The sequence below is a fragment of the Sphingomonas sp. GW821-FHT03E12 genome (genome assembly GCF_059420685.1).
On sequence record NZ_JBWKUF010000002.1, the window covers coordinates 270,085 to 296,707 of the forward strand.

The 26,623-nt window shown below is 66.7% G+C and carries 29 protein-coding genes; 21 read left to right on the forward strand and 8 right to left on the reverse strand.

The window, feature by feature from the left end; genetic code table 11:
• Positions 1 to 5: 5 nt before the first annotated feature.
• The 10 genes from AC07TU_RS06745 (at position 6) to tatC (ending at position 8,371) form a co-directional block, all read left to right on the forward strand.
• Positions 6 to 599 (forward strand): hypothetical protein, encoded by a 594-nt coding sequence (locus tag AC07TU_RS06745; protein WP_495187155.1) that lies wholly within the window; start codon positions 6 to 8, stop codon positions 597 to 599.
• Between the two features lie 83 nt (positions 600 to 682).
• A complete protein-coding gene (rarD, locus tag AC07TU_RS06750) occupies positions 683 to 1,612 on the forward strand; it encodes an EamA family transporter RarD (protein WP_495187156.1) in 930 nt (309 codons plus the stop codon).
• A gap of 55 nt (positions 1,613 to 1,667) precedes the next feature.
• The gene (gene argS, locus AC07TU_RS06755; RefSeq protein ID WP_495187157.1) at positions 1,668 to 3,392 is read left to right on the forward strand and encodes an arginine--tRNA ligase; all 1,725 of its coding nucleotides are present in this window, start codon (positions 1,668 to 1,670) and stop codon (positions 3,390 to 3,392) included.
• A complete protein-coding gene (locus tag AC07TU_RS06760; protein ID WP_495187158.1) occupies positions 3,392 to 4,153 on the forward strand; it encodes an SPOR domain-containing protein in 762 nt (253 codons plus the stop codon). The genes argS and AC07TU_RS06760 overlap by 1 nt, the downstream gene beginning before the upstream one ends.
• 272 nt (positions 4,154 to 4,425) lie before the next feature.
• Positions 4,426 to 5,427 (forward strand): beta-N-acetylhexosaminidase, encoded by a 1,002-nt coding sequence (nagZ, locus tag AC07TU_RS06765; protein ID WP_495187159.1) that lies wholly within the window; start codon positions 4,426 to 4,428, stop codon positions 5,425 to 5,427.
• Positions 5,428 to 5,505: 78 nt separating this feature from the next.
• The gene (locus tag AC07TU_RS06770; protein ID WP_495187160.1) at positions 5,506 to 6,240 is read left to right on the forward strand and encodes a segregation and condensation protein A; all 735 of its coding nucleotides are present in this window, start codon (positions 5,506 to 5,508) and stop codon (positions 6,238 to 6,240) included.
• Positions 6,237 to 6,830 (forward strand): SMC-Scp complex subunit ScpB, encoded by a 594-nt coding sequence (gene scpB, locus AC07TU_RS06775; RefSeq protein WP_495187161.1) that lies wholly within the window; start codon positions 6,237 to 6,239, stop codon positions 6,828 to 6,830. The genes AC07TU_RS06770 and scpB overlap by 4 nt, the downstream gene beginning before the upstream one ends.
• A gap of 28 nt (positions 6,831 to 6,858) precedes the next feature.
• Positions 6,859 to 7,101 carry a twin-arginine translocase TatA/TatE family subunit gene (locus tag AC07TU_RS06780; protein ID WP_495187162.1) on the forward strand — a complete coding sequence of 81 codons (243 nt, stop codon included), beginning with the start codon at positions 6,859 to 6,861 and terminating at the stop codon, positions 7,099 to 7,101.
• A gap of 47 nt (positions 7,102 to 7,148) precedes the next feature.
• Positions 7,149 to 7,583 carry a Sec-independent protein translocase protein TatB gene (gene tatB / locus AC07TU_RS06785; protein ID WP_495187163.1) on the forward strand — a complete coding sequence of 145 codons (435 nt, stop codon included), beginning with the start codon at positions 7,149 to 7,151 and terminating at the stop codon, positions 7,581 to 7,583.
• Complete coding sequence (gene tatC / locus AC07TU_RS06790) at positions 7,577 to 8,371, forward strand: twin-arginine translocase subunit TatC (RefSeq protein WP_495187666.1); 795 nt, start codon at positions 7,577 to 7,579, stop codon at positions 8,369 to 8,371. The genes tatB and tatC overlap by 7 nt, the downstream gene beginning before the upstream one ends.
• Before the next feature lie 14 nt (positions 8,372 to 8,385).
• On the opposite strand, the gene AC07TU_RS06795 is transcribed toward tatC, so the two are convergent.
• The 3 genes from AC07TU_RS06795 to AC07TU_RS06805 all read right to left on the reverse strand — a co-directional run bounded on the left by AC07TU_RS06795 (position 8,386) and on the right by AC07TU_RS06805 (position 10,458).
• Positions 8,386 to 8,514, reverse strand: coding sequence for an entericidin A/B family lipoprotein (locus AC07TU_RS06795; protein WP_495161606.1), 129 nt, complete (start codon positions 8,512 to 8,514; stop codon positions 8,386 to 8,388).
• Positions 8,515 to 8,760: 246 nt separating this feature from the next.
• Positions 8,761 to 10,332 carry a sensor histidine kinase gene (locus AC07TU_RS06800; RefSeq protein WP_495187164.1) on the reverse strand — a complete coding sequence of 524 codons (1,572 nt, stop codon included), beginning with the start codon at positions 10,330 to 10,332 and terminating at the stop codon, positions 8,761 to 8,763.
• Between the two features lie 12 nt (positions 10,333 to 10,344).
• Positions 10,345 to 10,458, reverse strand: coding sequence for a NepR family anti-sigma factor (locus AC07TU_RS06805; protein ID WP_495187165.1), 114 nt, complete (start codon positions 10,456 to 10,458; stop codon positions 10,345 to 10,347).
• A gap of 293 nt (positions 10,459 to 10,751) precedes the next feature.
• Between AC07TU_RS06805 and AC07TU_RS06810 the strand changes: the two genes are divergently transcribed.
• From AC07TU_RS06810 to AC07TU_RS06820, 3 genes are all read left to right on the forward strand, one after another.
• Positions 10,752 to 11,552, forward strand: a complete 801-nt coding sequence (locus AC07TU_RS06810) for a response regulator (RefSeq protein WP_495187166.1) — start codon at positions 10,752 to 10,754, stop codon at positions 11,550 to 11,552.
• Between the two features lie 81 nt (positions 11,553 to 11,633).
• Positions 11,634 to 11,759, forward strand: a complete 126-nt coding sequence (locus tag AC07TU_RS06815) for a hypothetical protein (protein WP_495187167.1) — start codon at positions 11,634 to 11,636, stop codon at positions 11,757 to 11,759.
• 70 nt (positions 11,760 to 11,829) lie between these two features.
• Positions 11,830 to 12,462, forward strand: a complete 633-nt coding sequence (locus AC07TU_RS06820; RefSeq protein ID WP_495187168.1) for a sigma-70 family RNA polymerase sigma factor — start codon at positions 11,830 to 11,832, stop codon at positions 12,460 to 12,462.
• A gap of 41 nt (positions 12,463 to 12,503) precedes the next feature.
• Here AC07TU_RS06820 and AC07TU_RS06825 read toward each other — a convergent pair whose 3' ends face one another.
• Positions 12,504 to 12,758: a hypothetical protein gene (locus AC07TU_RS06825; protein ID WP_495187169.1), complete on the reverse strand. Its 255-nt coding sequence runs from the start codon at positions 12,756 to 12,758 to the stop codon at positions 12,504 to 12,506.
• 17 nt (positions 12,759 to 12,775) lie between these two features.
• Between AC07TU_RS06825 and AC07TU_RS06830 the strand changes: the two genes are divergently transcribed.
• The 7 genes from AC07TU_RS06830 to AC07TU_RS06860 all read left to right on the forward strand — a co-directional run bounded on the left by AC07TU_RS06830 (position 12,776) and on the right by AC07TU_RS06860 (position 19,689).
• Complete coding sequence (locus tag AC07TU_RS06830) at positions 12,776 to 15,469, forward strand: bifunctional [glutamine synthetase] adenylyltransferase/[glutamine synthetase]-adenylyl-L-tyrosine phosphorylase (protein WP_495187170.1); 2,694 nt, start codon at positions 12,776 to 12,778, stop codon at positions 15,467 to 15,469.
• Positions 15,466 to 15,939, forward strand: a complete 474-nt coding sequence (locus AC07TU_RS06835) for a peroxiredoxin (RefSeq protein ID WP_495187171.1) — start codon at positions 15,466 to 15,468, stop codon at positions 15,937 to 15,939. The genes AC07TU_RS06830 and AC07TU_RS06835 overlap by 4 nt, the downstream gene beginning before the upstream one ends.
• Positions 15,939 to 16,733 (forward strand): ferritin-like domain-containing protein, encoded by a 795-nt coding sequence (locus AC07TU_RS06840; protein ID WP_495187172.1) that lies wholly within the window; start codon positions 15,939 to 15,941, stop codon positions 16,731 to 16,733. Before AC07TU_RS06835 ends, AC07TU_RS06840 begins: the two co-directional genes overlap by 1 nt.
• Before the next feature lie 113 nt (positions 16,734 to 16,846).
• Entirely contained in the window at positions 16,847 to 18,040 is a 1,194-nt protein-coding gene (locus AC07TU_RS06845; RefSeq protein WP_495187173.1) for a M23 family metallopeptidase, read from the forward strand.
• A 98-nt stretch (positions 18,041 to 18,138) separates the two neighbouring features.
• The gene (locus AC07TU_RS06850; protein ID WP_495187174.1) at positions 18,139 to 18,480 is read left to right on the forward strand and encodes a HesB/IscA family protein; all 342 of its coding nucleotides are present in this window, start codon (positions 18,139 to 18,141) and stop codon (positions 18,478 to 18,480) included.
• A gap of 5 nt (positions 18,481 to 18,485) precedes the next feature.
• Positions 18,486 to 19,259, forward strand: coding sequence for an exodeoxyribonuclease III (gene xth, locus AC07TU_RS06855; RefSeq protein WP_495187175.1), 774 nt, complete (start codon positions 18,486 to 18,488; stop codon positions 19,257 to 19,259).
• A gap of 184 nt (positions 19,260 to 19,443) precedes the next feature.
• Positions 19,444 to 19,689 carry a hypothetical protein gene (locus tag AC07TU_RS06860; protein ID WP_495187176.1) on the forward strand — a complete coding sequence of 82 codons (246 nt, stop codon included), beginning with the start codon at positions 19,444 to 19,446 and terminating at the stop codon, positions 19,687 to 19,689.
• Positions 19,690 to 19,765: 76 nt separating this feature from the next.
• Here AC07TU_RS06860 and AC07TU_RS06865 read toward each other — a convergent pair whose 3' ends face one another.
• Positions 19,766 to 20,923, reverse strand: coding sequence for an N-acetyltransferase (locus AC07TU_RS06865; RefSeq protein ID WP_495187177.1), 1,158 nt, complete (start codon positions 20,921 to 20,923; stop codon positions 19,766 to 19,768).
• Positions 20,924 to 21,060: 137 nt separating this feature from the next.
• Between AC07TU_RS06865 and AC07TU_RS06870 the strand changes: the two genes are divergently transcribed.
• Complete coding sequence (locus AC07TU_RS06870; protein ID WP_495187178.1) at positions 21,061 to 22,170, forward strand: fatty acid desaturase family protein; 1,110 nt, start codon at positions 21,061 to 21,063, stop codon at positions 22,168 to 22,170.
• Positions 22,171 to 22,245: 75 nt separating this feature from the next.
• Here AC07TU_RS06870 and lptG read toward each other — a convergent pair whose 3' ends face one another.
• The 3 genes from lptG to AC07TU_RS06885 form a co-directional block, all read right to left on the reverse strand.
• Positions 22,246 to 23,346, reverse strand: a complete 1,101-nt coding sequence (gene lptG, locus AC07TU_RS06875; protein ID WP_495187179.1) for an LPS export ABC transporter permease LptG — start codon at positions 23,344 to 23,346, stop codon at positions 22,246 to 22,248.
• Positions 23,343 to 24,542 carry an LPS export ABC transporter permease LptF gene (gene lptF, locus AC07TU_RS06880; protein WP_495187180.1) on the reverse strand — a complete coding sequence of 400 codons (1,200 nt, stop codon included), beginning with the start codon at positions 24,540 to 24,542 and terminating at the stop codon, positions 23,343 to 23,345. Before lptF ends, lptG begins: the two co-directional genes overlap by 4 nt.
• Positions 24,543 to 24,627: 85 nt before the next feature.
• Complete coding sequence (locus AC07TU_RS06885) at positions 24,628 to 26,592, reverse strand: ATP-binding protein (RefSeq protein ID WP_495187181.1); 1,965 nt, start codon at positions 26,590 to 26,592, stop codon at positions 24,628 to 24,630.
• Between the last annotated feature and the right edge of the window lie 31 nt (positions 26,593 to 26,623).

Below are 26,623 nucleotides of genomic sequence, written 5' to 3' on the forward strand. Positions count from 1 at the left end.
GGCGCATGACCTATGTGGGCCTGTTCTTCCTCGTCTTCGGCCTGAACCTGTTGCCGGCCTTCGCGCCGCCGACCTGGTCGATCGTCGTGCTCTACGGGCTCAACGGCCAATTGCCGCTCTGGGCGCTGGTGGTGACCGCGGCGGTGGCGGCGTCGCTGGGGCGGTTCACGCTGGCCTGGGGCTGCCGTATCTTCGCCTCGCGGCTGCCGCAGCATCTTCGCGACAATCTGGAGGCGGCGCGGATCGCGCTCCACCGCCGCAGCCACAACGTCATCCTCGCGCTCGGCCTGTTCCTGCTCTCGCCCTTGCCGTCGGCGCAATTGTTCATGGCGGTCGGCCTCGCGCGCGTGCCCCTGCTCGGCTTTACCGCAGCCTTCTTCGTCGGGCGGCTGATCACCTACAGCCTCTATGGCTGGACCGCGCGCAAGATCCAGCAGTCGAGCATCGGCGACGCCTTCATGGAAACGCTCAGCAGCCCCTGGGGAATTCTCCTCCAGGTAACGATGCTCGCCGCACTGGTCGCGCTGGTCCGCATCGACTGGGCAAAGCTGCTCGGCGTCACCCCGGCAGAGGTCGAGGCTTCGCGCAAGGACAAGTAAGCTTTCGCAAGCAACAGTTTCGATTGGCGAAATAGCGCGCGCGATACCTTGGCGCAGCGCAGCATCATCCCTACTTCCCCGCCATGGCCCGTGCCGATCCTGCCCCAGCGCCCGAGCGCCTCGACCGCACCGGGCTGATCCAGGGGCTGGGCGCCTATGGCATCTGGGGCGTGCTCCCGCTCTTCTACTGGCTGCTCGCCGGCTCGGATGTCGGCGAAGTGGTCGCGATGCGCGTGCTGTGGTCGGTGGCGTTCCTCGCCGCCGTGATCGTCGCGGTGCGGCGTGGCCCGGCGGTGTTTGAGGCGCTGCGCAATCCGCGCACGATGCTCTACCTCGCCACCAGCTCGCTGCTGATCTCGACCAACTGGCTGGTCTATATCTGGGCGATCCAGAACCACCATGTGCTCGAATCGAGCCTCGGCTATTTCCTCAATCCGCTGGTCAACGTCCTGATCGGCGTGGTCGTGCTGCGCGAGAAGCTCAACGCCGCGCAGATCGTCGCGGTCGCGCTTGCCGCGGCTGGCGTGTCCGTCCTCGCGCTCGGTGCGGGCGGGGGCATCTGGATCAGCCTGACGCTCGCCTTCACCTTCGGTTTCTACGGCCTCGTCCGCAAGGTTGCCCCGGTCGGCGCGCTCGAGGGCCTCGCGCTCGAGACGCTGATCCTCGCGCCGCTCGCGCTCGGCTATCTTGCCTGGCTGGGCGGCGGGCAGGGGCTGACCTTCGGCACCGGCTGGGCGCCGACGCTGCTGATGATCGCTTCGGGCGTGGTCACCGCGGTGCCGCTGCTGCTGTTCGCCGCCGCTGCGCGCCGCCTGCCCTATTCGACGCTGGGGCTGCTCCAGTATCTTGCCCCGACGATCGGCTTCATCCTCGCCATCACCTTCTTCGGCGAGAAGATGACCACCGCGCACATGATCTGCTTCGCGTTCATCTGGACCGGGCTGATCATCTTCGGCGCGCACGGCACGATCACCGCGCGCCGCCGCCGACTTGCGGAAACGCGCGCCGCGTGACGAACGCGTGCGGGTGCGCTAGAGCGCCCGCCTCCTGCAATCATCGGACCAGCAAATGACGCTCTACACCCGTTTCGCCGCCCATCTGGATGCTGCCCTCGATGCGCTCGTCGCGTCGGGCGACCTGCCGGCGGGGCTGGAGCGACGCGCGGTGACGGTAGAGCCGCCGCGCGACGCCAGCCATGGCGATCTCGCGACCAACGCCGCGATGGTCCTCGCCAAGCCCGCGGGCACCAACCCGCGCGCCCTGGCCGAGAAGATCGCCGCCGAGCTGGAGAAGCTCGACGAGGTCTCGGCCGTGTCGGTCGCCGGCCCCGGCTTCATCAATATGAGCCTCACCGACGCCACCTGGCGCGACGAGCTTCAGGCAATCAACGCCGACGGCGACGCCTATGGCCGCTCGACCACCGGTGCCGGGATCACCGTCAACGTCGAGTACGTCTCGGCCAACCCGACTGGCCCGATGCACATGGGCCATTGCCGCGGCGCGGTGGTGGGCGACGCGCTCGCCAGCCTGCTCGAGGCGATCGGGCACAAGGTCGTGCGCGAATATTATGTCAACGACGCGGGCGGGCAGGTCGACGTCCTCGCCCGCTCGGCGCATTTGCGCTACCGCGAGGCGCTCGGCGAAAGCATCGAGATCCCCGAGGGTCTGTATCCCGGCGAGTATCTGAAGCCCGTCGGTGAAAAGCTCGCTGCCGAATATGGCGACACATTCGTCGGTCAGCCTGAAAGCGAATGGCTCGCACTCTTCCGCAAGGAAGCGGTCGCGTCGATGCTGGTGATGATCAAGGACGATCTCGCCCAGCTCGGCATCCATCACGACCTCTTCTCCTCGGAGGCTGAGCTTCAGGCCGCGGGCAAGCCCGAGGCGGCCGAGGCGTGGCTGCGCAAGCACGACCTGGTCTATGACGGCGTACTCGAAGCCCCCAAGGGCGAGACGCCCGAGGATTGGGAGCCGGTCGAGTTGCCGCTGTTCCGCTCGACCAAGTTCGGCGACGATCAGGATCGCCCGATCAAGAAGTCGAACGGGCAATGGACCTATTTCGGCGCCGACCTCGCTTATCATTTCCAGAAGGCGCAGGCAGCCGACCAGCTGATCGACATCTGGGGCGCCGACCATGCCGGCACGGTCAAGCGGATCGTCGCGGCGGTCGCGGCGCTGACCGAGGGCAAGACCCGCTTCGACGTCAAGCTCGTCCAGATGGTCCGCCTGCTCCGCGCGGGCGAGCCGGTGAAGATGTCCAAGCGCTCGGGCAATTTCATCACGCTTGCCGACATGGTGAGCGAAGTCGGCAAGGACGTCGTCCGCTTCACCATGCTCACCCGCAAGGCCGATGCCCAGATGGACTTCGATTTCGCCAAGGTGGTCGAGGCGTCGAAGGACAATCCGGTCTTCTATGTCCAGTACGCCCATGCGCGAATCGCATCGCTCCACCGGCGCGCGGCGGAGGCGGGGATCACCTGTGGTACCCCCGATCTGTCCCTGCTTGATACACGCGAGCTCGCGCTGGTGAAGCTGGCGGCCCAGTTCCCGCGCACGGTCGAAGGCGCGGCAGCGGCGCGCGAGCCGCACCGGATCGCTTTCTATCTCTATGATCTGGCGGCCGAATTCCACTCGCTGTGGAATATGGGCAATGACGATCCGTCGCGCCGCTTCCTGTTGCCCGACAATCAACAAGTAACATGCGCACGGCTTTCCCTTGCCGACGCGATCGGGCAGGTTATCCGCAATGGCCTCAGCATCATGGGCGTGGAGGCGGTTCAGGAGCTGAACTGATGAACGCAGGAGAGGATAAGCCGGAAAGCGCGGTCGATGAGGCCGTCGCGGACGAACTCGAGACCGGAGACCGGCTGCCCTGGCTGGAAACGGCCGATGATGACTATGAAGAGAAGCCGCCGATCCTCGGCAAGCTGCTGACCGCGATCGCCGGTCTCGCAGTGATCGTCGCCGCGGTCGGCGGCGGCTGGTGGGTGTTCCAGCGTACCGGCGGCGGAGGCGGCGGCAGCGGCGCGCTGATCAACGCCGCCGAGGGCGACTATAAGGTCAAGCCCGACGATCCCGGCGGCATGAAGGTCGATGGCGCGGGCGACACGGTCTTCGCGGCGAGCGAGGGCGCGACCACCAACGGATCGATCAATGTCGGCGCGGTGCCCGAGGCGCCGGTCGCCGGCAAGGCAGCGCCCAAGGCGGCGCCGGCCCCGGTGACGGGTACCAGCCGTGTCACCGCGAGCGTGCCGTCGGCACCCGCTGTCGCGAAGGCGGCGGCTCCGTCGCAGCGCGCGCCAGGGGCATCAGCCGGCAGCGCGATCATCCAGCTCGGCTCCTTCCCGGCCGAAGCGGGCGCGAACGCGGCATGGGCACGGCTGTCGAAGCGGTTCAACTATCTCGCGCCGCTCGGCAAATCGGTCGAGAAGGCGGAGGTGAACGGCAAGACCGTCTACCGCCTGCGCGTCAACACCGGCAGCAACAGCCAGGCGAGTGAGCTGTGCGGCAAGCTCAAGGCGGCGGGCGAAGCCTGCTTCCTCGCGCCGAACTAATAGTCCTCCCCTGAGCTTGCTCAGGGGAGGGGGACCGCCGCCGAAGGCGGTGGTGGAGGGGTGGCGGTTGAAAACCGCCGTCTGCGCGGCGGCCCCTCCGTCAGCGCTTTGCGCTGCCACCTCCCCTGAAGGGGAGGAGCTCAACGCTTTCCGCTGGAAAAGTTGGACTTCGCCTGATCTAGTCGGCGGATGCCTAGCCGTTCCTGTGCCCGCGCGAAAAACCGCGCATATGCGTCAACTTCGTCAACCGCCTGTCATGTTGGGGATGCGGCATGAAGCCTGTCATCTTCGGCCTCTCGGGCACCGCGCTCACTGCTGACGAGCGTGCCTTCTTCCGAGACGCGGACCCGCTCGGCTATATCTTGTTCAAGCGCAACTGCGAGACGCGCGCGCAGATGCTGGCGCTGACCGACAGCCTGCGCGACCTGTCGGGCCGCGGCGATGTGCCGATCCTGATCGATCAGGAGGGCGGGCGTGTCGCGCGGATGCAGCCGCCTGAATGGCCGGCCTTTCCCGCCGGGCCTGCATTCGACAGGCTCTATGATCTCGCCCCCTCCTCGGCGATCGAGGCGGCGCGCGCCAATGGTCATGCGCTCGCGCTGATGCTGGCCGAGGTCGGGGTCAATGTGAACTGCGCACCTTTGCTCGACGTGCGCCAGCCGGAGACGACCCCCGCGGTCGGCGAGCGCACCTTCGGCTCGGACCCGATGCAGGTCGCGGCGCTCGGCCGCGCGATGCTCGACGGCATGGCGCGGGGCGGGGTGGTCGGTGTGGTCAAGCATATGCCCGGTCACGGCCGCGGCGTGGTCGACAGCCATTACGAGCTGCCCGTGGTCAAGGCGTCTGACGCTGAGCTTGAGCGCGACATCGAGCCGTTCCGCACGCTCGCCAACGCGCCGATGGGCATGACCTGCCATGTCGTGTTCGAGGCATGGGATGCGGAGCGGCCCGCGACGCTCTCACCGACGGTGATCGCGGATGTCATCCGCGGCCGGATCGGTTTCGACGGGTTGTTGATGACCGACGATATCGACATGAAGGCGCTGTCGGGCACGGCGGGCGAAAAGGCGGCGGCGGCGATCGCCGCGGGCTGCGATGTCGCGCTCGATTGCTGGGCGCGGATGGACGAGATGGTGGAGATCGCCGGGCGGCTCGGCGACGCGTCGGCGGCGACGCTGGCCCGGCTCGAACGCGCAATGGCCAGCATCCGGCCGGAGGACGCGCCGATGGACGCGCTGATCGCCAAGCGGGACGAGCTGCTTGCGCTCGCCTGATCTTCCACGCGGCGTCGCGCGGCTCGGTGGCGCTCGCGCGCGTGTCAGTGTGACTTTTGGGACTTTTGGCGTCGTCCGATGAGCGAAGCGGCCGAAGCCCTGACCATCGATATCGACGGCTGGGAAGGGCCGCTCGACCTGCTGCTCGCGCTGGCGCGCAACCAGAAGGTCGATCTGCGCCAGCTGTCGATCCTCCAGCTGGTCGACCAGTATCTCACCTATGTGAACGAGGCGCGCGAGCTGAAGCTGGAGGTCGCGGCCGACTATCTCGTGATGGCGGCGTGGCTGGCCTATCTCAAATCGGCGCTGCTGCTCCCGCGCGATCCCGAGATCGAGCCGAGTCCGGAGGAGCTGGCGCTGCGGCTGCAATTGCGGCTGGAGCGGCTCAACGCGATGCGCGAGGCAGGCGCCCGGCTGATCGCGCGCGACCGGATGGGCCGCGACGTCTTTCCGCGTGGCGCGCCCGAGGGACTGAAGGTTGTCCGCAAGTCGCGCTGGCAGGCGGAAATCTATGACCTGATTTCGGCCTATGGGCAGATCAGCGCGCGTACCCGCCCGGTGTTCCATGTCGTCGCGGTGCGGCCGGTGATGACGCTGGAGGATGCGATCGCGCGCGTTTCCGAGCTGGTCGGAGAGCGGATCGACTGGAGCACGATCGAAAGCTTCCTGCCCGCTGAGGCCGAGGGGTTGTACCGCAAGTCGGCGCTTGCCTCGTCCTTCGTTGCGGCGCTCGAGCTGGCACGGCAGGGACGGGTGGAACTCAAGCAGAAATCGGCGTTCGCGCCGCTCTATCTCAAGGCTGCGCAGCTATGACCCGGCCCGACGAAACGATGCGTGCGGTGGAAGCGGTGCTGTTCGCCGCCGAGCAGCCGATGACGATCGCCGACATCCGCGCCTATGTCGGGGAAGAGGTCGATCTCGCCGCGGCGCTGGCGGCGCTGGCCGAGCATTATGCCGGACGCGGGATCGAACTGGTCGAGCGCGGCGGGCGCTGGCATTTCCAGACTGCCGCCGATCTCGCCAATTTCCTGCGCCGCGACCGCGAGGACAGCCGCAAGCTCAGCCGTGCGGGTATCGAGACGCTGGCGATCATCGCCTATCACGAGCCGGTGACGCGCGCGGAGATCGAGGCGATCCGCGGGGTGCAGATTTCCAAGGGCACGCTCGATGTGCTGATGGAGGCGGGCTGGATCCGCCCGGCGGGCCGCCGTGAGGTGCCGGGGCGGCCGCTGATGTTCGCGACGACGGCGGAATTCCTCACGCATTTCGGCCTCGCCAGCCGGCGCGATTTGCCCGGAATCGACGATCTGCGTGCGGCGGGGTTGCTCGACCCGGTCGATCTCGCGTTCGAGGCCGCGCATTCCGGTGCGGAAACCATGGTAACCGCCGACGAAGAAGACTAGATGGGCCGGGAATCAACGGAGAGTTCCGATGGGTGGTATGAGTCTGATGCACTGGCTGATCGTCGGTGTTCTCGTGATCCTTCTGTTCGGGGGCAGCCGCTTCTCGAACATGATGGGTGACGTGGCCAAGGGCATCAAGCAGTTCAAGAAGGGCATGGCGGAAGAGGAAGAGACGCCCGCCAAGCCCGCCGAGATCGAGGCCAAGCGCGTCGCCGATCCGCAGCCGCAGAATAGTGCGGCCGAAACGCGTTCGACGCCGGAAGAGCGTTGAGTTCAACGCCGCGGCCCCGTGCCGCGGCCTTCCGGGCCGGTCGATAGATGCTCGATTTCAACGCGCCTGAATTCCTGGTGGTGGCGATCGTCGCCCTGCTGGTGATCGGGCCGAAGGATCTTCCCAAGGCGATGCGCTTCGTCGGCCACTGGGTCGGCAAGGCGCGTGGCGTCGCGCGCCAGTTCCGCAGCGGCTTCGATAATATGGTCCGCGAGGCCGAACTGGCCGAGATGGAAAAGAAATGGGCGGAAGAGAATGCGCGCATCATGCGCGACTATCCGCCCGAAAAGGCGCTGCCCGCGCCGGTCTATGACCCCAATCCCGAAGGCACCGCGCCCGCGGCGGTCGAACCCGAGGATGCGCCGCCTGCGACCGTCGAGCCGCCCGCGCTGAAACCGGAGGCGGCCGACGCCGCGATCGAGGAAGCGCCCGCCAAGCCCGCCCGCAAGCCGCGCGCGCCGCGCAAGAAGGCCGCATCGTGAGCGACAACGAACTCGAAGGCACCGAAGCCCCGCTGCTCGAACATCTGATCGAGCTGCGCCGCCGGCTGCTCTACTGCGTGCTCGCGTTGGTGCTGGCGTTCGCGGTCTGTTTCTATTTCGTGAAGCCGATCTACGGTTTCCTGGTCCATCCGCTCGCACAGGCGGGGCAGGACAAGCTGGTCTTCACCAGCATCATGGGCGGCTTCTTCGTCGAGCTGAAGGTCGCGTTCTTCGCCGCGGTGATGGTCGCGTTTCCGATCGTCGCCGTTCAGCTGTGGCAGTTCGTCGCACCGGGTCTGTACCGCAAGGAGAAGAAGGCGCTGTTGCCCTTCCTGCTCGCGACCCCGGCCCTGTTCGTCGCGGGTGCGTCACTGGCCTATTGGGTGACGATTCCGACCGCATTGCACTTCCTGCTGGGATATCAGGGCGAACTTGGCGGAGGGGTCGAACAGGTCGCCTTGCCCGATGCCGAGAAATATCTCGGCTTCGTGATGCAGTTCCTGTTCGCGTTCGGCATCTCGTTTCTGCTGCCGGTACTGCTGATGCTGCTCGAGCGGGCAGGCATCGTCACCTATGAGCAGCTCAAGGGCGCCTGGCGCTATTCGGTGGTGGCGGCGTTTGCGATCGCCGCGGTGCTGACGCCGCCCGATATCGGGTCGCAGCTGCTGCTCGCCATCCCGCTGTGCGGGCTTTACTTCCTCTCGCTGGTCGCGATCTGGTTCACGCGCCGCCGCCGGGAAAAGGAAAGCGAAAAGGAAGCGGCGGCCGAAGCCGCCGCCGGAGAATAGGCTTTCAGGCCTGATTACTTGGCGCCGTCGGCAGTCTTGGCGACGGTGTCACCCGCCGATTTGACGTCCTTGCCCACGCCCTCGATCGTGTTGCACGCCGACAGGGCCAGTCCAACCAGCGCCATCGCAAGCAGCTTACGCATCTTCAGTCTCCATCTCGAATTGCCGGGGATCAATGTGCGGCGGCTGGCTTCGTTCCGCAACAGCGCCGAAATCCTTTGCCCTGAAGACGAATTAGGCCCGGACGCATCACCGGGGGGGGGAGGGTGGATGCGTCCGGGCCTGTTTCGTGGATAGCGAGAGCGGGGGGGCAAAAGGTCACTATCCGAGGTGCAGAACGCGGTCGGCACCTGCCGGTTCCGCGTTCCCCGAAACTTTTTTCGATTTTTTTAGTGGCGGCCTGCAACCGCGATCGAAAGCGCGAATGCGCCCGATGCCGCGTCATGATCGAGCCGCGAGCGGAGTTGGCGCACCAGCCCGGCGATTACGCGTCCGTAGCGATTGTCGTAGAGATCGTGGAATTCGGGGCTATCCGACAGCGCGGGCGAGCCGATCTGCAGGACTGCCTGACCCGTATCCTGCGGACTCGCCTTCATCGCGATATGGATCTGCGCCGCATGGCTCACATTCATCGCCAGCTCCGCGATCTCGGTGATCAGGAACGCGATTGCGACGGCATTGTCCTGCGACACCAGCCAGGGATCGACGTCGAGCACGATGCCGATCCGCGAATCCTCGGGCGCGGTCGCGCGCAGGTTCGACGCCAACTCGCCGATCACCGGGCGTATCTCGATGCCGAGCGTTTCCTCGAACCCCGCATAATGGTGGCGATGGACCACCGCCAGCGCATCGACGCGGCGCTGGATCGAGGCATATGCGCCCAGTGCCTCGCCCGACTTCGCGCCGCGGGCGTGGAAATTGATCAGGCTGGCGATGACCTGGAGGTTGTTCTTGACGCGGTGGTGCACCTCGCGCGTCAGCTTGGTCTGCCGCGTCAGCGCCTCGGCAAGATCGAGTTCGTGCGCCTGGACGGTGCGGCTGAGGCCGCGGAAGGTTTCGCCCAGCTCGCGGATTTCCTGCGCCGGGATGTCGCTGCCGGCCTCCGGGTCGATCAACTCGCCCGGCTGATAGGCGCTGACGGTACGGCGCAGGCGGCGCAGCGGCCGGATCAGCAGGCGATCGACGACGAACCAGGCGATGCCCGCCGCCAGCAGCCACATCAGGAAGGGCGACAGCGCCGCGATCACCATCGATGAGGTGATGGGCGCGCTGCCCACGGTCATCTCGAGCGACAGGCCCTGAACCCCCAGATCGACCCGTTGCACTTCGCGCCGGTCGAGCGGGCCGCTTGCGGCCAGGCGGCGCAGCGCCAGCGATGTCTCGTTGCTCGCCAGCGTGATGCCATAGTCGCGCGTCATCCCGCTCGGCTCAGCCGACGCTGCGAGGAACTGTGTGGGGAAGAAGGCGCGTGCGATGTAGCCGGTCGATCCGGTCACCTCGATCTGTGCGCCCGAATCGGGGAGCAGGTGCACTGCGGAGCCGCCACGGGCGAGCGTCTGGTTGCCCGCGGTGGGCAGCGGCGTACCGCACAGCAGCCGCTTGTCGGTATCGAGCAGCGCGTAACGCACGCCGTTCATCGCCTGCGGCTCGAACACGCCTGCAAGCCGCCCGCAATTCGGCGGCGCACCCTCGATCGCAGGGAGCGCAGTGCGGAGTTCGCGGAGTTCCCAGGCGATTTCGCTGCGAAGGGCGCGTGCGGACTCGGCGCTGGCGAGGCGCAGGCGGCCGCGGACCTCCTGATCGGCGAGGCGGGTGGTCTGCAGCGATGCGAAGAAGGCGATGAGCGCGAGCGGAAGAAGGCCCGCGCTGAGAATCAGGAAAACTTTGGCGCCGGTCGGCATCCGCGCGATCGCGGCAAGGGGGCGGCCGCGCGTGCGGTGTGTCAGCTCGTCCCCGTCCATGGGTTCATGCGTTTAGTCGAGCTTGCTCAGAAGATCGAGCAGATCATCGGGGATCCGTTCGTCGGCGGCGTCCTGATAGACGCGGCGAAGCGCCTCGCCGATATTGCGGTCCTTGCGTGTAGCCATCCCGCCGCCAGTCCGCCCAAGCGGCTCCTTTTTCTTCTGATCGGCCGAACGCACTTCGTCCCCCTCAAAGCCCTTGGGAAATGGGCGGATGCACAAAAACGCCGCCGGCCGCAAGCCGCCGGGTACACACAAGTACACATGTATGCGTCGCGTGAAACCAATTTACGGCTCGTTGGTTCCATAGGGCTGATGCGAAATCCGGGGAGGGGCATTCTTCGGACAGCGCAGCATGACTTGCATTGCGAAATCGCCGCCAGCACAAGGGCAGCGATCCGAAGGAGAATGAAAAGACCATGTCGCTTGGACAGCAGCTTGCCCCCCACCTTCCATTTCTGCGCCGTTATGGTCGCGCGCTTACCGGGAGCCAGATGGAGGGCGATCGCTATGTCCGCGCCACGCTGGAAGCGATCGTCGCCGCGCCGGACGAATTTCCGCGCGAGGTCGATCCGCGACTTGGCCTCTACCGCACCTTCCAGGCGATCTGGGGTTCGACCCATCCCGACGAGCGTGTCGAGGATGCCGACCCGCTGAGCGACAATGAGGCGATTGCGCGCGCGCGTCTTGCCCGGCTCGCACCGCGCTCGCGCCAGGCCCTGCTGCTGACCGCGATGGAAGGCTTCACGGCTGAAGACGCCGCCTATCTGCTCGAGGAAACGCCGGAATCGGTTGATACCCTCGTCGCCGAGGCGCTGGCCGAGATCGACAGCCAGACCCGCGCGCGCGTGCTGATCATCGAGGACGAGCCGCTGATCGCGATGGATCTGGAGACGATCGTCCGCGACCAGGGGCATGAAGTGACCGGAGTCGCAGTGACCCGCGATGAAGCCGTCGCCTTGGCGATGGACGACCGGCCCGGGCTGGTGCTGGCCGACATTCAGCTTGCCGACGACAGTTCGGGCATCGATGCGGTCAAGGACATCCTTGCCCAGTTCAACGTGCCGGTGATCTTCATCACCGCCTTCCCCGAGCGGCTGCTGACCGGCGAGCGGCCCGAGCCGACCTTCCTGATCACCAAGCCCTTCCAGCGATCGACCGTGAAGGCAGCGATCAGCCAGGCGCTATTCTTCGATCAGTCGACGGTGCCGGCGACCTAAGGAGCGACCGCGGGTTCCATTTCTTACGGAGCCAAAACGGTTCTCAAGTGTTGATGCTGCATGGTCGATCCCGACGAACCCATGCACATCGACACCGAGCGTGTCCGTGCCGGCGCCACGCCGCACATGACCCGCTATATCCTGTCGGTCTCGCTGGTGCTGATCATCGCCATCTACGCCGTCTACCTGCTTTACAGTGCGGGTTGAGGGGCGGGTGCGACCAGCGTATCTATCTGAAGCGAAGCCGCATTTGGCGGGCGAGAACGAACGGACCCGAATGACCGATACCAACCAGGAAGGCGAGGACGATGCGCCGCCGGCTGAGCATGTTTCGCTCTCCGATCCGGAGTTCAAGAAGCAACTCGCTCTGGTAATCCCGCATCTGCGCGCGTTCGGGCGGTCGCTTTCGGGCAGCCGCGACGTCGCCGACGATCTGGTCCAGGAAACTTTGCTCAAGGCATGGGCGGCACGCAAGCGGTTCCAGGCGGGCACCAATATGCGCGCCTGGACCTTCATCATCCTGCGCAACCTGTATCTGAGCCAGATGCGCCGTGCGCGCTTCCGCGGCGAATGGGACGATCTGGTCGCGGATCGCCTGCTGGCGGCACCGGCGGCGCAGGACAAGCATGTCGATCTGGCGGACATGCAGCGCGCCTTGCTGCACCTGCCTCAACCCCAGCGCGAGGCGCTGATCCTGGTGGGCGCGGGGGGCTTTGCCTATGAGGAGGCGGCCGAGATCTGCGGGGTCGCGGTCGGCACGATCAAGAGCCGTGTGGCGCGCGGTCGCGTCGCGCTCGAGGCGCTGATGAATGACGGCAACCTTCCGTCGCGCCGCGAGTCCGAGAGCGACGGGCGCACCGCGCTCGACACGATCATGGATGAGGTCAATCAGCTGAGCCGCGACCGCTGATCGCGGCGGGGCGAAGCCGGTTTCCGAAATCAGCCCCGGGTTCAGCCTTTGTCGTTGTGCGCCCTGCCGTTCCGGGCGCCGTTCATCCGGCGCAGTAATACGGCCATGTCTTCGGGCAGCTCGATATCGCGCAAATAGGAATCGCGCAGAACGACGCCGATCGCATCGTGCGGACGCGGCAATTCCACGCGATAGCCGGCCGGCTGCTGCGCATTGCCCTCTGGGGTGGCGTGACGAACCATGAACATTGAAACGACCGATCGCCGGTTTTGTTGCTTGACATCATGCGCTTTCATCGCCTGACCGGTTCGCGATGGACGGGATGAATGGCGATGCGGGCGCGCTGCGCGACGCGATCGAGCGGGCGCGGGTCTGGTCGCCCTTTCTGGCGCACCTGATCGAGCGCGAAACCGAACTGCTCGCGCGCCTGCCGCAGGTGCTGGCCGATCCGCTGGCGCAGGTGCGGATCGATGATCCCGCGATGCCGGTTGGCAAAAGGTTGCGCATCGAGCGGCGGCGGCTGGCGCTGAGTGTGGCGCTCGGCGATCTGGCCGGGCTGCTCGATTTCCGGACCGCGACGCAGGCACTGTCGGACTTTGCGGACTATGCGCTGGATGCGGCGATCGCCGCCGCGGTGGCCGAGCGTGTTCCGGGCGCCGCACCAGAGGGATTCGCCGCGATCGCGCTGGGCAAGCAGGGCAGCCGCGAGCTCAACTATTCGTCGGACATCGATCCGATCCTGATCTTCGATCCTGACACCTTCCCGCACCGCGAGCGCGAAGATGCCGGTGAGGCGGCGGTGCGTGTCGGGCGGCGCGTCGTCGAGTTGCTGCAGGCGCGCGATGCCGACGGCTATGTGGTGCGCATCGACCTGCGGCTGCGCCCTTCGCCGGAGGTGACGCCGATCGTCCTGCCCGTTGAGGCGGCGATCAGCTATTATGAATCGCAGGCGCTGCCCTGGGAGCGTGCGGCATTTATCCGTTCGCGTGCCGCCGCCGGCGATACCGGTCTCGGCCGCCAGTTTCTCGAGACGATCCGTCCCTTCGTCTGGCGCCGCGCGCTCGATTACGGGACGATCCGCGAGATCCGCGGCATTTCGCGCCGCATCCGCGACCATCATGCGCAGGGCCAGGCCTTCGGGCCCGGCTATGACCTGAAGCGCGGGCGCGGCGGCATTCGCGAGATCGAGTTCTTCGCGCAGATCCACCAGCTGATCCATGGCGGGCGCGACCCTGCGCTGCGCGCGCCGGCGACGCTCGATGCGCTGGCCGCGCTTGCCGAGGCGGGGCGGATCGATGCGGAGGACGCGGCGAAGCTCGCCGACGCTTATATCCTGCTGCGCACGATCGAGCATCGCGTGCAGATGATCGACGATCGCCAGACACACCAGCTGCCCGACGGTGAGGGGCTCGACCGCGTCGCGCGGCTGCATGGGCTGGTGGACGGTGCGGCGCTGCTCGACCTGCTCCGTCCGCATGTCGAGTTTGTCGGCCGCGTCTATGATTCGCTCGACGATGCGCCGGAAGCCGGCGCGCAGGTGGCGAATGAATCGGGCGTCGAGCAGGCATGCGCAGCGGCGGGGTTTGCGGATACCGAAGCGGCGGCGCGGCTGGTCGCCGGGTGGCGCGACGCGCGCTACCCGGCGCTGCGCAGCGCCCCTGCGCGCGCGGCGCTGGAGACGGTATTGCCGCGGCTGATCGCGGCGATCGGATCGGCGCCCGATCCCGATCAGGCACTGGCCCGGCTCGATACGATCCTGTCGCGGCTGCCGAGCGCGCTCAACCTGTTCAACCTGCTCGAAGCCAGCCCGCGGCTGACCGAACTGCTCAGCACGATCCTGAGCCACGCGCCCACGCTGGCCGAGGCTCTGGCGCGGCGGGTGGAGTTGATCGACGGGCTGATCGACGCGACCGCACTGGCGCCGGTAGGCGATGTTGCAATGCTCGCCGACGAACTGGGCGCGGGTGAGGCGGGGGACGATTATCAGCGACTGCTGGATCGCGTGCGGCGGCTGGTGGGCGAGAAGCGATTCGCACTTGGATCGCAGATCGTTGCCGGGGCAAGCGATCCGCTCGACGTGTCGGCGGGCTATGCGCGCGTCGCCGAGGCGGCGCTTCAGGTGCTGACGCGGGCGGCGATCGACGAGTTCGCGGTGCGTCACGGGCGCGTGCCGGACAGCGAACTGGTGGTGCTGGCGCTGGGCCGGTTCGGAGGCGGGGCGCTGACCCATGCTTCGGACCTCGACCTCATCTTCCTGTTCACCGGCGACCATCTGGCCGAGTCCGATGGCGAGAAGCCGCTGGGGGCGGTGACCTATTACAACCGGCTGGCGCAGCGGGTGATCGCGGCGCTATCGGTCGCGACCGCGGCGGGCGCGCTGTACGAGGTGGATACGCGGCTGCGGCCCTCGGGCGGGCAGGGGCCGCTGGTCGTCTCGCTCGACGGATTCGCGAAATATCAGCGCGAGGACGCCTGGACCTGGGAGCATATGGCGCTGACCCGCGCGCGGCCGGTGTTCGGATCGGCGGCGGCGCGCGCGCAGGTGCAGGCGGTGATCGATGCGGTGCTGCACGGCGAGCGGCCCGAACGCGACGTCGTTGCCGAGGCGCGCAAGATGCGGGCGGACATGGCGGCGCACAAACCGCCCGCCGGACCGCTCGACGCCAAGCTGCTGCCGGGGGGGCTGGTCGATCTGGAATTCGCGGTCCACACGCAACAGCTGGTGCGACGCACCGGGTTCGATCCTGAGCTGCGGCGGGCGATCGGGCTGCTTGCGGCTGCGGATCTGTTGCCTGTGGAACTTATAGCGGCGCTCGAGTTCCTCACCCGTCTGCTGGTGACACTCCGGCTGGTCGCGCCCGATGCGCAGCCGCCGGCGCCGGCAACCCGTGCTGTGGTCGCGCATGCAGTCGGCGCGGCGGATTGGGACGCGGTGCTTGCCGCGCTCGACCGGCATCGGCAGGAGGTGGCGCAGGCCTGGGCGGCCGTATCGGAGAAACACGCATGACGATCGAAATCGGCGACCGGATTCCAGCGGTCGAACTGCTCGACAGCGACGACAGGCCCTTCGCGCTCGACCGCTATGCGGGTGCGCCGCTGCTGCTCTATTTCTATCCCAAGGACGATACCGCGGGCTGCACGCGCGAGGCGCAGGAGTTCAGCGCGGAGAAGGCCGCATTCGATGCGCTGGGCGTGCAGTTGCTCGGCGTATCGCGCGACACCGCGGCCAAGCACCGCAAGTTCGCGGCCAAGTACGATCTGACCGTAACGCTGGCGACCGACCCCGACGGCAAGGTGCTGGAAGCATTCGGCAGTTGGGTCGAAAAATCGCTCTATGGCCGCAAATATATGGGGATCGACCGCTCGACCTTCCTGTTCGATGCCGGCGGCAAGCTGGTGCAGGCATGGCGCAAGGTGCGCGTCCCGGGTCATGTCGAGGCAGTGCTGGCGGCGGCGAAGGATCTGGGCGCGCGCTGATGCAGACGGTGGCGCAGGCGGCCCGCGCGGTCCTGCTGACCGCAGACCCGAAGGCGAAGGTCGCGGCGGCGCGCAAGGCGGCGCGCGACTGGCGGCTCGGGCGGCTGGCGCATGATTTCGACGTCGCGATGCCCGATCGGCCTGCCTGGCCAGCGGAGCCCGAGTTGCTGCCGTTCAACCGCATGCCCAAACGCGGCCGCGGCGGATCGGAGCGTGGACGGACGGCGCTGATCCATGCGCTGGCGCATATCGAGTTCGTTGCGATCGACCTGGCGTTCGACATGGCCGGGCGGTTCGGCGCGCAATTCCCGCGCGAGTTCACCGACGACTGGATGCAGGTGGGCGCGGACGAGGCGATGCACTTCGCGCTGCTCGACCGGCGGTTGCGGCAGCTGGGCAGCCATTATGGCGCGCTGCCCGCGCATGCCGGGCTCTGGGAAGCGGCCGATGCGACTGCACAGGACGCCGCCGCGCGGCTGGCGGTGGTGCCGATGGTGCTTGAGGCGCGCGGGCTCGACGTGACACCGGTGACCATCGATCGCTTCGAGGCGGTCGGTGACGAGCCGAGCGCGCGGATTCTGCGGCGGATTTTGAGCGACGAAATACGCCATGTCGCGGCCGGCACGCGCTGGTTCGAATCCTCCTGCGCAGCGCGTCGAATCGCCCCTCAAGCGGAGTGGCGATCGCTGCTCGAACGCTATTTCGGGGGCTCGGTTAAGCCGCCATTCAACGACTCGGCGCGTGCGACAGCCGGTTTAACGCGCGATTACTACGCAGCGCTTGCCCCCAGCTGAATGGGCCGTTCTAACGACCTCCGTCAGGTGCGGAGGGGCTGCTCCCGACAGGTTGTTGGTTTTAACGAAGGCGTGTGCCGCTGTTGGCGCGTGTCTGTGGTTGCCGGGGACTCATGGTCAGCACTGCACTCAACGCGAACGTCGTAACGCGGTTCCGCAATTTCTTCACGACCCGTGATTTCATTTTCCATGACGGCCGCGACCTGAAGCGTTTCAGCGTCGCCGGGCGCACCCAGGCGATCCTGGCGGGCGTCGCTGCCGTCACGGTCACCTTCTCGGCCTATGGCGTTTCGCAGGCGGCGTTCGGCGCCGTGGTGGCGAGCGGCATCGCGGGTGAGGCTTCGACCCCCGAAGCGAAGCTCGCGAAGATGCGCGCCGAAGTCGCGCAGATGGAAGCTGATGTTGCCGCAGTGAAACAGGCAGCCCAGCTCCACGCCGCGCGTGTCGAGCAGCGCCAGAAGATCATCGCCGGCGTGCTGACCGGCAAGGGTTCGCCCGAGGATGTCGGTGCGCCGGTCCCTGCGGCTCAGGTTTCCGAGACCAACGCGATGGCCCGCGACGTGCTGGCCCCGCTGCGCGCGGTCGAGGCGCGTCAGGCGAAGCTCGCCGAGCAGGCGCGCAAGACCGCGCAAGTCCGTCTCCACCTCACCGCGCGTCACCTGCGCAGCCTGGGTATCAAGCCCGAGCGCTACGTCGCCGGCGGCATGGGTGGCCCGTACGAGCCGGTTTCTGCCGAGGCCGCCGCTGCCGCGGCGGGCGCGGCCACTGCCGAGGGTAGCGCCGACGCGCAGTTCCGCTCGCTCTTCCAGACCTGGCAGAAGCTCGACGTTCTGGAGCAGACGGTGATCGCGATCCCGTCGATGCAGCCGGTCGAGAATATCAAGCTGACCAGCAGCTTCGGCGTCCGTTCGGACCCGTTCCACGGCAGCGCCGCCATGCATGCCGGCGTCGACATTCCCGGCCCGATCGGCACGCCGATCTATGCCACCGCCGATGGCGTGATTGGCCGTTCGGGCCGCTTCGGCGGCTATGGCAACCTGATCACTGTCAACCATGGCAAGGGCATCGAGACCCGCTACGGGCATCTTTCGAAGATCCTCGTCGCCGCCAACACCCGCGTCCGCCGCGGTCAGCTGATCGGCCTGATGGGTTCGACCGGCCGCTCGACGGGCAGCCACCTTCACTATGAAGTGCGGATCGATGGTGCTGCGGTGAACCCGATGCCGTTCATGCAGAACGCCAATGTCCTTGATCAGATTCAGCAGCGCGCAGCGCGCGTCCAGTTGACCGCCGCGACCGGCAACTGAGCTTCACGAGATAACAGGAGAGGGGAGAGGGGCCGCCCGGCATGTCCGGGCGGCCCCTTCCTGTTGCGGGGCGGGCCATGCTCCCCTATCTCCGTCGCATGGTCACCACACTTTCTTCAGAGATCGGCCTGACGCCGCCGGCCGCTGCGCGCATCGCGGCGATCGCGGCCAAGCAGGGTAAACCCGCCATCCTGCGCCTGTCGGTCGAAGGCGGTGGCTGTTCGGGCTTTCAGTACAAGTTCGAACTGGCGAGCGGGTCTGAGGCAGACGACGCGGTTGCGGAGACCGATGGCGTGCAGCTGGTGGTCGATCCGGTCAGCCTCGACCTGGTGCGTGGCGCGAGCGTCGATTTCGTCGAATCGCTTGGCGGCGCGGCGTTCCGCGTGACCAATCCTAATGCTGCGTCGGGCTGCGGCTGCGGCACCAGCTTTTCGGTCTGACCGTCTTGAAGATCGTCACCTATAATGTGAACGGCATCAAGGCGCGCCTGCCGCGTCTGATCGAGTATCTCACCGAGCAGCAGCCCGATGTGGTCTGCCTGCAGGAGCTGAAATCGGCGGACGAGGGCTTTCCCGAAAGGGAGATCCGCGAAGCCGGCTATGGCGCGGTCTGGCACGGTCAGAAGGGGTTCAACGGTGTCGCGATCCTGGCGAAGGGCGCGGACCCGGTCGAGCGCCGTCGCGGGCTCGACGGAGAGCCCGAGGATGAGCATAGCCGCTATCTGGAGGCCGAGGTGAACGGCGTGGTGATCGCCTCGATCTATCTGCCCAACGGCAACCCGGTGCCCGGCCCCAAGTTCGATTACAAGCTGCGCTGGATCGAACGCCTCTCGGCGCACGCACGCACGCTGCTCGCCGAGGAAAAACCGGTCGTGCTGGCAGGGGATTATAACGTCATTCCCAATGACGACGATGTCTTCTCGGTCCGGGCAATGGCGGACGATGCGCTGATGCAGCCGGAATCGCGCGACGGCTACCGCGCGCTGCTCGCGCAGGGCTGGACCGACGCGCTTCGCACCTTCTTTCCGGTGGGCGGTATCTGGACCTTCTGGGACTATCAGGCGGGCGCCTGGCAGCGCGACGCGGGCTTCCGCATCGATCACCTGTTGCTGAGCCCGATCGCTGCAGACCGTCTGACGGGCGCCGCAGTCGATAAGGACTATCGCGGCCGCGAGAAAGCCAGCGACCACGCGCCGACCTGGGTCAGTCTCCGCGGCTGATTTCCTGCTGATTGGTGTTTTTCACCAGTTTTCGGTGAAACATTTCCAGATCGTAACATCTGCTACACGCTAACTTATTGATTTTGCTTACTTCTAGTGTTTGGCACGCATAATGCACTAACACGGGAGCGGGCAGGATGCAGCCAACCTTCGACCCGCACAGGTGCAGAAGAGGAGCTGTATCATGCGTACGATGTTCAAAGGTTTCACCGCTGCCGTCTTCGTCGTCGGCCTTGCCGCCACCGCCCATGCCGAGACCAAGCCCGGCACCCCGGCCCCCGCGGCGACCCAGGCCCCCGACGCCAAGCCCGTCAAGGACAAGCGCTACTGCGTGGAAGCCGCGCTGACCGGCTCGCGCCTTGCGCGCAAGGAGTGCAGGACGCGCGCCGAGTGGCTCAATGACGGTTTCGATCCCCTCGATCCGAAGTAACGGATCCTCGATATGAGGGGGCGGCCCGGGGTTCCCCTATGCCCCGGGCCGCAACCCCCCGTTCAGAGGGGCTTGTTCAGAGCGGCTTCGCGTAGACCTGATAGACGCGATTGACCTTGCTCTCGATCGTGTCGGCGATGGCGATCATCCCCTGATTGTCGTCGAGAACCCAGCCGATCTCGCCGCGAACCGCGCCGTAATTGGCAGTCGCCGAGCGGCGGATATATTCGATCATCATGAAGGCGAGCTGGCTCGCCATGCGTGATCCCTGAAGTTTCTTGACCACGCCCATCAACGGCACGCGCATCCCGCGCGCCTTGGGCTTGCGCAGCCACCATAGCAGCTTCGCCCAGCCGAACGGGAACAGATTGCCGTTGAGCGGCGCGACCGCCTCGTTCAGGTCGGGGAGGGTGATCATGAACGCGACCGGTTCGCCGTCGAGCTCGGCGATTCGGATCAGATCCTCGAACACCAGCGGCTTCAGCTTCTTGCCGACATCGTCGATTTCGGGCTGGGTCAGCGGCACATAGCCCCAATTGTCCGACCAGGCATCGTTGAGAATGGCGAGGATGATCGCGGCTTCCTGATCGAAGCGCGACTTGTCGACCTTCCGGATGCGGATGCGGTCGCTCTTCTCGCCCATCGCGACGATGCGCTGGACCAGCGGCGGGAAGTCCTTGGTGATGTCGAGTTCATAGGTCAGCAGCTGCTTGACCGGCTGATAGCCGGCGCCCTCGATCCAGCCCTGATAGGCGGGGCGGTGATGCCCCATCATCACCATGGGCGGATGATCATGCCCCTGGATCAGCAGCCCGGGCTCTTCCCAGATCGACAGCGAGACGGGGCCGATCGCGCGGGTCATGCCCTTGTTGCGCAGCCAGCCTTCGGCGGTCTCGATCAGCACCTTTGCCGTCGTCGCGTCCTCCGCCTCGAACAGGCCCCAGAATCCGGTGCCCGGGCCGAAGCCCTGCTCGGCGGGCATTTCGAGCGCGAGCTTGTCGATATGCGCGGAGATGCGCCCGACGATCCGCCCTTCGCGCTCGGCGAGGAACAGCTGCGCAACGGCATGGCTGAACCAGCCATTCTTCTTGGGATCGATGGTCCCCGCGACCTCGCTGCGCAGCGGCGGCACCCAATTGGGATCGCCGCGATTGAGCCGAAAGGCGAGCTCGATGAAGTCGCGAGTGTCCGTCTTGGTCTTGACCGGGCGGACGGTGAGGGCAGGTTTGGCCAAGCGCGGCGCCTTTCGTTGATGCGCAAGTCGTTGATGACTGCGAAGCGGTCACGCATTGCGCCCGCCAAGTCAATCGTCACGCGCGCCTTCACGTCCGGGCCGATGAAATGCCACGCAATGGCCACTATCTGATGCGAATGGCCGATCCCATGAATACGCTTACCCTCGATGCGTCCGGCGCGGATGCGCCTGCCAAGGGCGCGAAGATTCGCCTGTCCGGCGTCGCCGACGACCGCGCGATGTTGCGCGCGGTTGCGGATCTGACGCGCGACCTGCAGACGCCGAACCCGCTGATCTACTGGGGCGATTTCCTCGGCTCGGCGGCGGTCGGCTATGCCGCGCTCGCCGGTGCGATCCTGCTGCCCTCGGTCGGCTGGGCGATCGCCAGCGGCGTACTGGCGGTGATCGCGCTCTATCGCGCCAGCCTGTTCATCCACGAGATCACGCACCTCAAGCATTCGCTGCTGCCGGGGTTCCGCGTCGGCTGGAACCTGATGCTCGGCATTCCGATGATGCTGCCGTCGTTCATGTATGAGGGCATTCACACCATCCACCACAGCCGCACCAAATACGGCACGGTCGAGGATCCCGAATATCTGCCGCTCGCACTGATGAAGCCCTGGACGCTGCCGGTGTTCCTGCTGGTTTCGGTGCTGATGCCGATCGGCCTGCTGCTGCGCTTCGGCGTGCTGGGCCCGCTGTCGATGCTGTCGCCCAGGCTGCGGAAGCTGGTCGTCGGTCGCTATTCGGGCCTGCAGATCAATCCGGCCTATGAGCGCCGTGCGCCCGAGGGCGAGTTCGCCAAGCAGTGGCGCTGGCAGGAGATCGGAGCGAGCCTGTGGGCGATCGCGCTGATCGCGCTGGTCGCCACCGGCGTGATCCCGCTGAAGGCGTTCGCGATCTTCCTTGCCGTCATCTCGGCCACCGCGGTGCTCAACCAGGTGCGCACGCTGGTGGCGCATCTGTGGGAGAATGACGGCGAACCGCTGACCGTGACCGCGCAGTTCCTCGACAGCGTCAACGTGCCCGGCGGTTTCCTGCCCTATATCTGGGCGCCGGTGGGGCTGCGCTTCCATGCGCTGCATCACCTGCTGCCGAGCATCCCCTATCATGCCCTGGCCGAGGCGCACCGCCGCATCTCGGCGGCGCTGGGGAAGGATTCGATCTATGAAGGCGCCAACTATCCCACGCTGCGCGGGCTGATGGGGCGGCTGGCGACGAGCACGATGAAGCAGCGCGCGAGCTGATCCGCTCCCAAGCGGTTCGCGGGCAAGAGGCGGCGGTTGGCGACGAGCCGGCCGCCGCTTTGCTTTGTGTTGAGGCTATTCCTCGGTCTTGAGCAGGACTGCTTCGCCGATCATCGCGAACAGCAGGAAGGGCGCCCAGGCGGCGAGAAAGGGCGGATAGGCGCCGAGATTGCCCATCGCCAGCGCGAAATTGTCGGCGACGAAATAGAGGAAGCCGAGGCCCATTCCCATCACCGCGCGCACGAACAATTTGCCCGATCGCGCGATGCCGAACGCGGCGACGGCGCCGAGCAGCGGCATCAGCACCGCAGAGAGCGGTCCGGACAGCTTGTGCCACAGCGAGCCTTCCAGTGCCTTGGTCGGGCGGCCCGCGGCCTTCAGGTCGTCGATCGCTTCCTTGAGCGCGCCGAACGACATCGAATCGGCATCGACGTTGGAGAGGGTGAACTGGTCAGGCCGCACGCCTTCGCCGACGATGGTGCTGCCGAGCGGGGTGAGCTGGCCGCTGGCGACGTCGAAGCGTTCGGCATTGTCGACACGCCAGCCCATGCCTTCGCGGCGGCCGGTCTTCGCGCGCACCAGCGACTTGAGCACCGTACCGTCGCGCTCATAGACGGTGACGTCGGCGAGCTGCGCGGTTTCGCCGCGGCCCTTGATCTGCTGGGCATGGATCAGATGGCTGCCGTCGCGGACCCAGACATTGCTGCGGTCGCCCCTGTCGATCGGCAGTACGCCGTAGTCGACCTTCTTCCATTGCGCGAGCGTCGCGCTGGCGCGGGTGACGACGCGGTCGTTGAAGGTGAAGGAGATGGCGGCGACGGCCAGCCCCGCGATCATCAGTGGCGCAAGCACCTGATGCGCCGACAGGCCTGAAGCCTTCATCGCAATGACTTCGCTGTTCTGGTTGAGCGTCGACAGCGTGATGATCGTGCCCAGCAGCACCGAAAAGGGCAGGAAGGTCGCGATGATCTGCGGCGTGCGTAGCCCGACATAGCGCCAGATCTGTGCGTCGCCATTGCCCGCATGGGCGAGAATGCGGCTGGATTCGCTCAACAGGTCGAGCGTCTGCAGGATCAGTACCAGTCCGAACAGGAAGGCGAAGGTGCTGATCAGGAACGACCGCGCCATGTAGAGCGAGATGGTGCGCGACGGGAAGAAGCCGGCGATCGGGTTCATGCGCTCGCCACTTTCCGCCGCCGTCCGGGCAGCCGCTTGGCGATCGCCTTCCACGCCTTGGCGAAGAATTTCTCGAGTGCGCCGATCGGCTGGCCGCCGGGCACATAGGCGATCGTATAGTACATCCAGAACACCAGCCCGGCGAAGATCACGAATGGCGCCCACAGCGCGATGATCGGATCGACCACGCCGCGCGCGCCGACGCCCTGCGCATATTCGTTGATCTTGTGATAGGTCACGATCATCACGATCGACAGGAACACGCCGAGTGCAGATGTCGACCGTTTGGGCGGTACGCCGAGCGCGAGCGCGAGGAAGGGCAGCAGCAGCATCGTCGCCACTTCCACCACGCGGAAATGGAAGGCCGAGCGGCTGATGGCGCGTTCCGCCTCGGGCGTCCTGGGATCGCTGCCCATCTTGGCGAGCTGGGGCAAGGTCAGTTCCAGCTTGTTCTCGCCGCGCTGGCGGAACTGCTCGAACTTGGGAAGGTCGATCGGCAGATCGTGCGCGTCGAAGGTGAGGACGCGCGGCACCTTGAACCGTGGCGACTGGTGGATCAGCGAGCCCTTGGTCAGGCGGAAGATGATGACGTCGGGATCGTCGGTCCGGAGGAACTGGCCCTTCTCCGCGGTCGCGGACACGCTGTCGCCGTTCGGCGTGCGCGCGCTGACGAAGATGCCGGAAAGATCGGTGCCTTCCTTGCGGCTGTCCTCGATCCGCAGGGTCATGCGGTCGCCCAGATTGGTGAATTCGCCGACCTTGATCGATGCGCCGAGCGCGCCGGTGCGCAGCTCGAACCGCAGTCCTTCGTAATTGTAGCGCGCGAGCGGCTGGATGAAGCCGACGATGGCAAGGTTCAGCGCGGCGAGCGCGATTGCGAACATGAAGGGCACGCGCAGCATTCGCCCATAGCTCATCCCCACCGCACGCAGCACGTCGAGTTCCGAACTGGTGGCGAGGCGGCGGAAGGCGAGCAGGATGCCGAGCATCAGCCCGATCGGGATGCCGAGCCCCAGATACTCTGGCAGCAGATTGGCGAGCATCCGCCACACCACGCTGACCGGCCCGCCTTCGGTTGCGACGAAGTCGAACAGCTTCAGCATGCGGTCGAGCACGAGCAGCATCGCAGAGATAATCAGCGTCGAGATCAGCGGAACCGCGATCAGGCGCGCCATATACCGGTCAAGGGCGGTCATGCGGGGAGGGTCTGCGGCCTGATCTTCGCGTTGGCGCCGGCGAACCGGCTGTAGTCCAACGCTATATCGTACGGCACGGTTAAATCTACCCCGCGGCCGTTATGGCGTGTGCCGCATTGCCGTTTGCGACTGCGTCGGCGATCGCCGTCTCCAGCCCGGCGAGAGTGAAGGGCTTGCGCAGCACCGGGCGACCGCCGAAGCGATCCGGATCGGCGGCATCGCCGGCATAGCCGGTGACGTAGAGAACCGCGACCCCATCGAGTTGCGGGTCGAGCGCAGCGATCATCTCCGGTCCTGTCTGCCCCGGCATGATGACGTCGCTGACGATCAGATCCAATGCCCGGAGGCCGGCGACGATTCGCGGCGCTGCGAGCGGGTCGTTGCACGCGACGGGCCGGTGACCCAGTTCCTCCAGCGCCGCGAGCGTCGCGGCAAGCACCCGCGGGTCATCCTCGACCAGCAGGATGTCGAGCGCCCGATGCGGTTCGGCCAGCGGTCCGATCCGGTATGCAGTATCCGGAGCTTTGGTTTCCGCGGCGCCGTGGCAGGGGAGGAAGAGCGTGACGGTCGTGCCCTCGCCGGGTGCCGAGTCGATGCGGATTTCGCCGCCCGACTGACGGACGAAGCCGAAGATCTGGCTGAGCCCAAGGCCCGTTCCCTTGCCGACAGGCTTGGTGGTGAAGAATGGTTCGAAGACGCGTTCGACCACCTCGGGCGCCATGCCAGCGCCGGTGTCGGAGACGGCGATGGTGACGTAGTTGCCCGGACCGCACTCCGTGGCCGCCTCGCCCTCCAGCGTCGTATGCCCGGTCGAGATGGTCAGCGTACCGCGGCTCTCCATCGCGTCGCGCGCATTCACGGCGAGGTTGAGCAACGCATTCTCGAGCTGGTGCCGGTCGGCCCAGACGTGCCAGCCTGTGGCCTGGGCGCAGGTCTTGACGACGACGCCCTCGCCCAGCGTGCGTTCGAGCAGGTTGGTCATGCCGCCGATCAACTCGGCAGGGTCGATCGCCTGCGGGGTCAGCGGTTCCGCGCGGGCAAAGGCGAGCAGGCGGCGGGTCAGCGTCGCGGCGCGGCTGGCCCCTTCGCTGGCATTGTCGATATGCCGTGCGGACTGTTTGGCGCCTTCGGGCAAGTGGCGCTTGGCGAGCTCGAGGCCGCCCAGGACGATCGCGAGCATGTTGTTGAAATCATGCGCGATGCCGCCGGTGAGCTGGCCCACCGCCTCCATCTTCTGGGCCTGGCGCAGCTGCGCTTCGGCGGCGGCGCGTTCGCGGGCTTCTTCCTGAAGGCCGGCCGTGGCGGCCGCGACCGCGGCCTCAAGCTCGATCGCACGTTCGCGCTGCGCCTGCGCCTCGGCGGTGACGGCGGCGCGCTCGCGGATCGCGCGGATGTTGAGCCAGCCCAGGACCATCGCGCCGATCACGATCAGCATGCCGAACAGGATCAGGTTGCGCGTTTCCTCCTGTGCCTCCGCCGAGGTTGTGCGGGCACGACGCGAGCGCTCGTTGAGCAACTGCCGCTCGGCGGCGACGATCCGGGCAAGCAGGGTGCGGATGCGCGGAAGGACGGGCGAGCGGCGCGCTTCGTCGAAAAAGGCATAGGCGGCCTGGTTGCGGTTGAACCGGGTGTTGAGCGCGATCTGCGACAATTCCTTGCCGCGTTCGGCCACGGCGGCGCGCAGTTCGGCGATCAGGCCCTTCTCCGGATCATGGTCGCGGGTGCGGCGGGCGAGGAGGGTGAGCTGCCCTTCGGCCCGCTGCCACTCGGCGACATAGTCGCGGCCGACGCTGTCATCGCCGCTGACGACATAGCGTGCGAGCGTCGCCTCCGCGCTGGCGATCGTGCCGGCGAGGCTCTGGGCGAGGATCATCACCTCATAGCTTTGCGACTGGCGGGCGAGCGCAGCGTCTCGCTCGGCGTCGGCGGTGCGCTGGTTGGTGATCAGCGCCGCGAGCACCCCGATGCCCAGGATGGCGATCAGGATCATCAGCATGGCACGCCAGTCGAGCCGGGCGATACGCTGCGCCAGTCCGCTAGTTTCGCTCATGGCGGCGATGCTAGGGCCGCAATGCCGCGGT

Coding starts and splice junctions, on each gene's coding strand:
- lptG (WP_495187179.1), bottom strand. CDS start 23,346: ATGAACCCGATCGCCGGCTTCTTCCCGTCGCGCACCATCTCGCTCTAC.
- tatB (WP_495187163.1), top strand. CDS start 7,149: ATGCTCGATTTCAACGCGCCTGAATTCCTGGTGGTGGCGATCGTCGCC.
- AC07TU_RS06860 (WP_495187176.1), top strand. CDS start 19,444: ATGCGTACGATGTTCAAAGGTTTCACCGCTGCCGTCTTCGTCGTCGGC.
- lptF (WP_495187180.1), bottom strand. CDS start 24,542: ATGACCGCCCTTGACCGGTATATGGCGCGCCTGATCGCGGTTCCGCTG.
- AC07TU_RS06830 (WP_495187170.1), top strand. CDS start 12,776: ATGGACGGGATGAATGGCGATGCGGGCGCGCTGCGCGACGCGATCGAG.
- rarD (WP_495187156.1), top strand. CDS start 683: ATGGCCCGTGCCGATCCTGCCCCAGCGCCCGAGCGCCTCGACCGCACC.
- AC07TU_RS06780 (WP_495187162.1), top strand. CDS start 6,859: ATGGGTGGTATGAGTCTGATGCACTGGCTGATCGTCGGTGTTCTCGTG.
- AC07TU_RS06850 (WP_495187174.1), top strand. CDS start 18,139: ATGGTCACCACACTTTCTTCAGAGATCGGCCTGACGCCGCCGGCCGCT.
- AC07TU_RS06825 (WP_495187169.1), bottom strand. CDS start 12,758: ATGAAAGCGCATGATGTCAAGCAACAAAACCGGCGATCGGTCGTTTCA.
- AC07TU_RS06745 (WP_495187155.1), top strand. CDS start 6: ATGACCTATGTGGGCCTGTTCTTCCTCGTCTTCGGCCTGAACCTGTTG.
- AC07TU_RS06840 (WP_495187172.1), top strand. CDS start 15,939: ATGCAGACGGTGGCGCAGGCGGCCCGCGCGGTCCTGCTGACCGCAGAC.
- AC07TU_RS06820 (WP_495187168.1), top strand. CDS start 11,830: ATGACCGATACCAACCAGGAAGGCGAGGACGATGCGCCGCCGGCTGAG.
- AC07TU_RS06835 (WP_495187171.1), top strand. CDS start 15,466: ATGACGATCGAAATCGGCGACCGGATTCCAGCGGTCGAACTGCTCGAC.
- AC07TU_RS06805 (WP_495187165.1), bottom strand. CDS start 10,458: ATGGCTACACGCAAGGACCGCAATATCGGCGAGGCGCTTCGCCGCGTC.
- AC07TU_RS06800 (WP_495187164.1), bottom strand. CDS start 10,332: ATGGACGGGGACGAGCTGACACACCGCACGCGCGGCCGCCCCCTTGCC.
- AC07TU_RS06770 (WP_495187160.1), top strand. CDS start 5,506: ATGAGCGAAGCGGCCGAAGCCCTGACCATCGATATCGACGGCTGGGAA.
- AC07TU_RS06810 (WP_495187166.1), top strand. CDS start 10,752: ATGTCGCTTGGACAGCAGCTTGCCCCCCACCTTCCATTTCTGCGCCGT.
- AC07TU_RS06870 (WP_495187178.1), top strand. CDS start 21,061: ATGGCCGATCCCATGAATACGCTTACCCTCGATGCGTCCGGCGCGGAT.
- scpB (WP_495187161.1), top strand. CDS start 6,237: ATGACCCGGCCCGACGAAACGATGCGTGCGGTGGAAGCGGTGCTGTTC.
- AC07TU_RS06845 (WP_495187173.1), top strand. CDS start 16,847: ATGGTCAGCACTGCACTCAACGCGAACGTCGTAACGCGGTTCCGCAAT.
- AC07TU_RS06885 (WP_495187181.1), bottom strand. CDS start 26,592: ATGAGCGAAACTAGCGGACTGGCGCAGCGTATCGCCCGGCTCGACTGG.
- AC07TU_RS06795 (WP_495161606.1), bottom strand. CDS start 8,514: ATGCGTAAGCTGCTTGCGATGGCGCTGGTTGGACTGGCCCTGTCGGCG.
- AC07TU_RS06760 (WP_495187158.1), top strand. CDS start 3,392: ATGAACGCAGGAGAGGATAAGCCGGAAAGCGCGGTCGATGAGGCCGTC.
- argS (WP_495187157.1), top strand. CDS start 1,668: ATGACGCTCTACACCCGTTTCGCCGCCCATCTGGATGCTGCCCTCGAT.
- nagZ (WP_495187159.1), top strand. CDS start 4,426: ATGAAGCCTGTCATCTTCGGCCTCTCGGGCACCGCGCTCACTGCTGAC.
- AC07TU_RS06815 (WP_495187167.1), top strand. CDS start 11,634: ATGCACATCGACACCGAGCGTGTCCGTGCCGGCGCCACGCCGCACATG.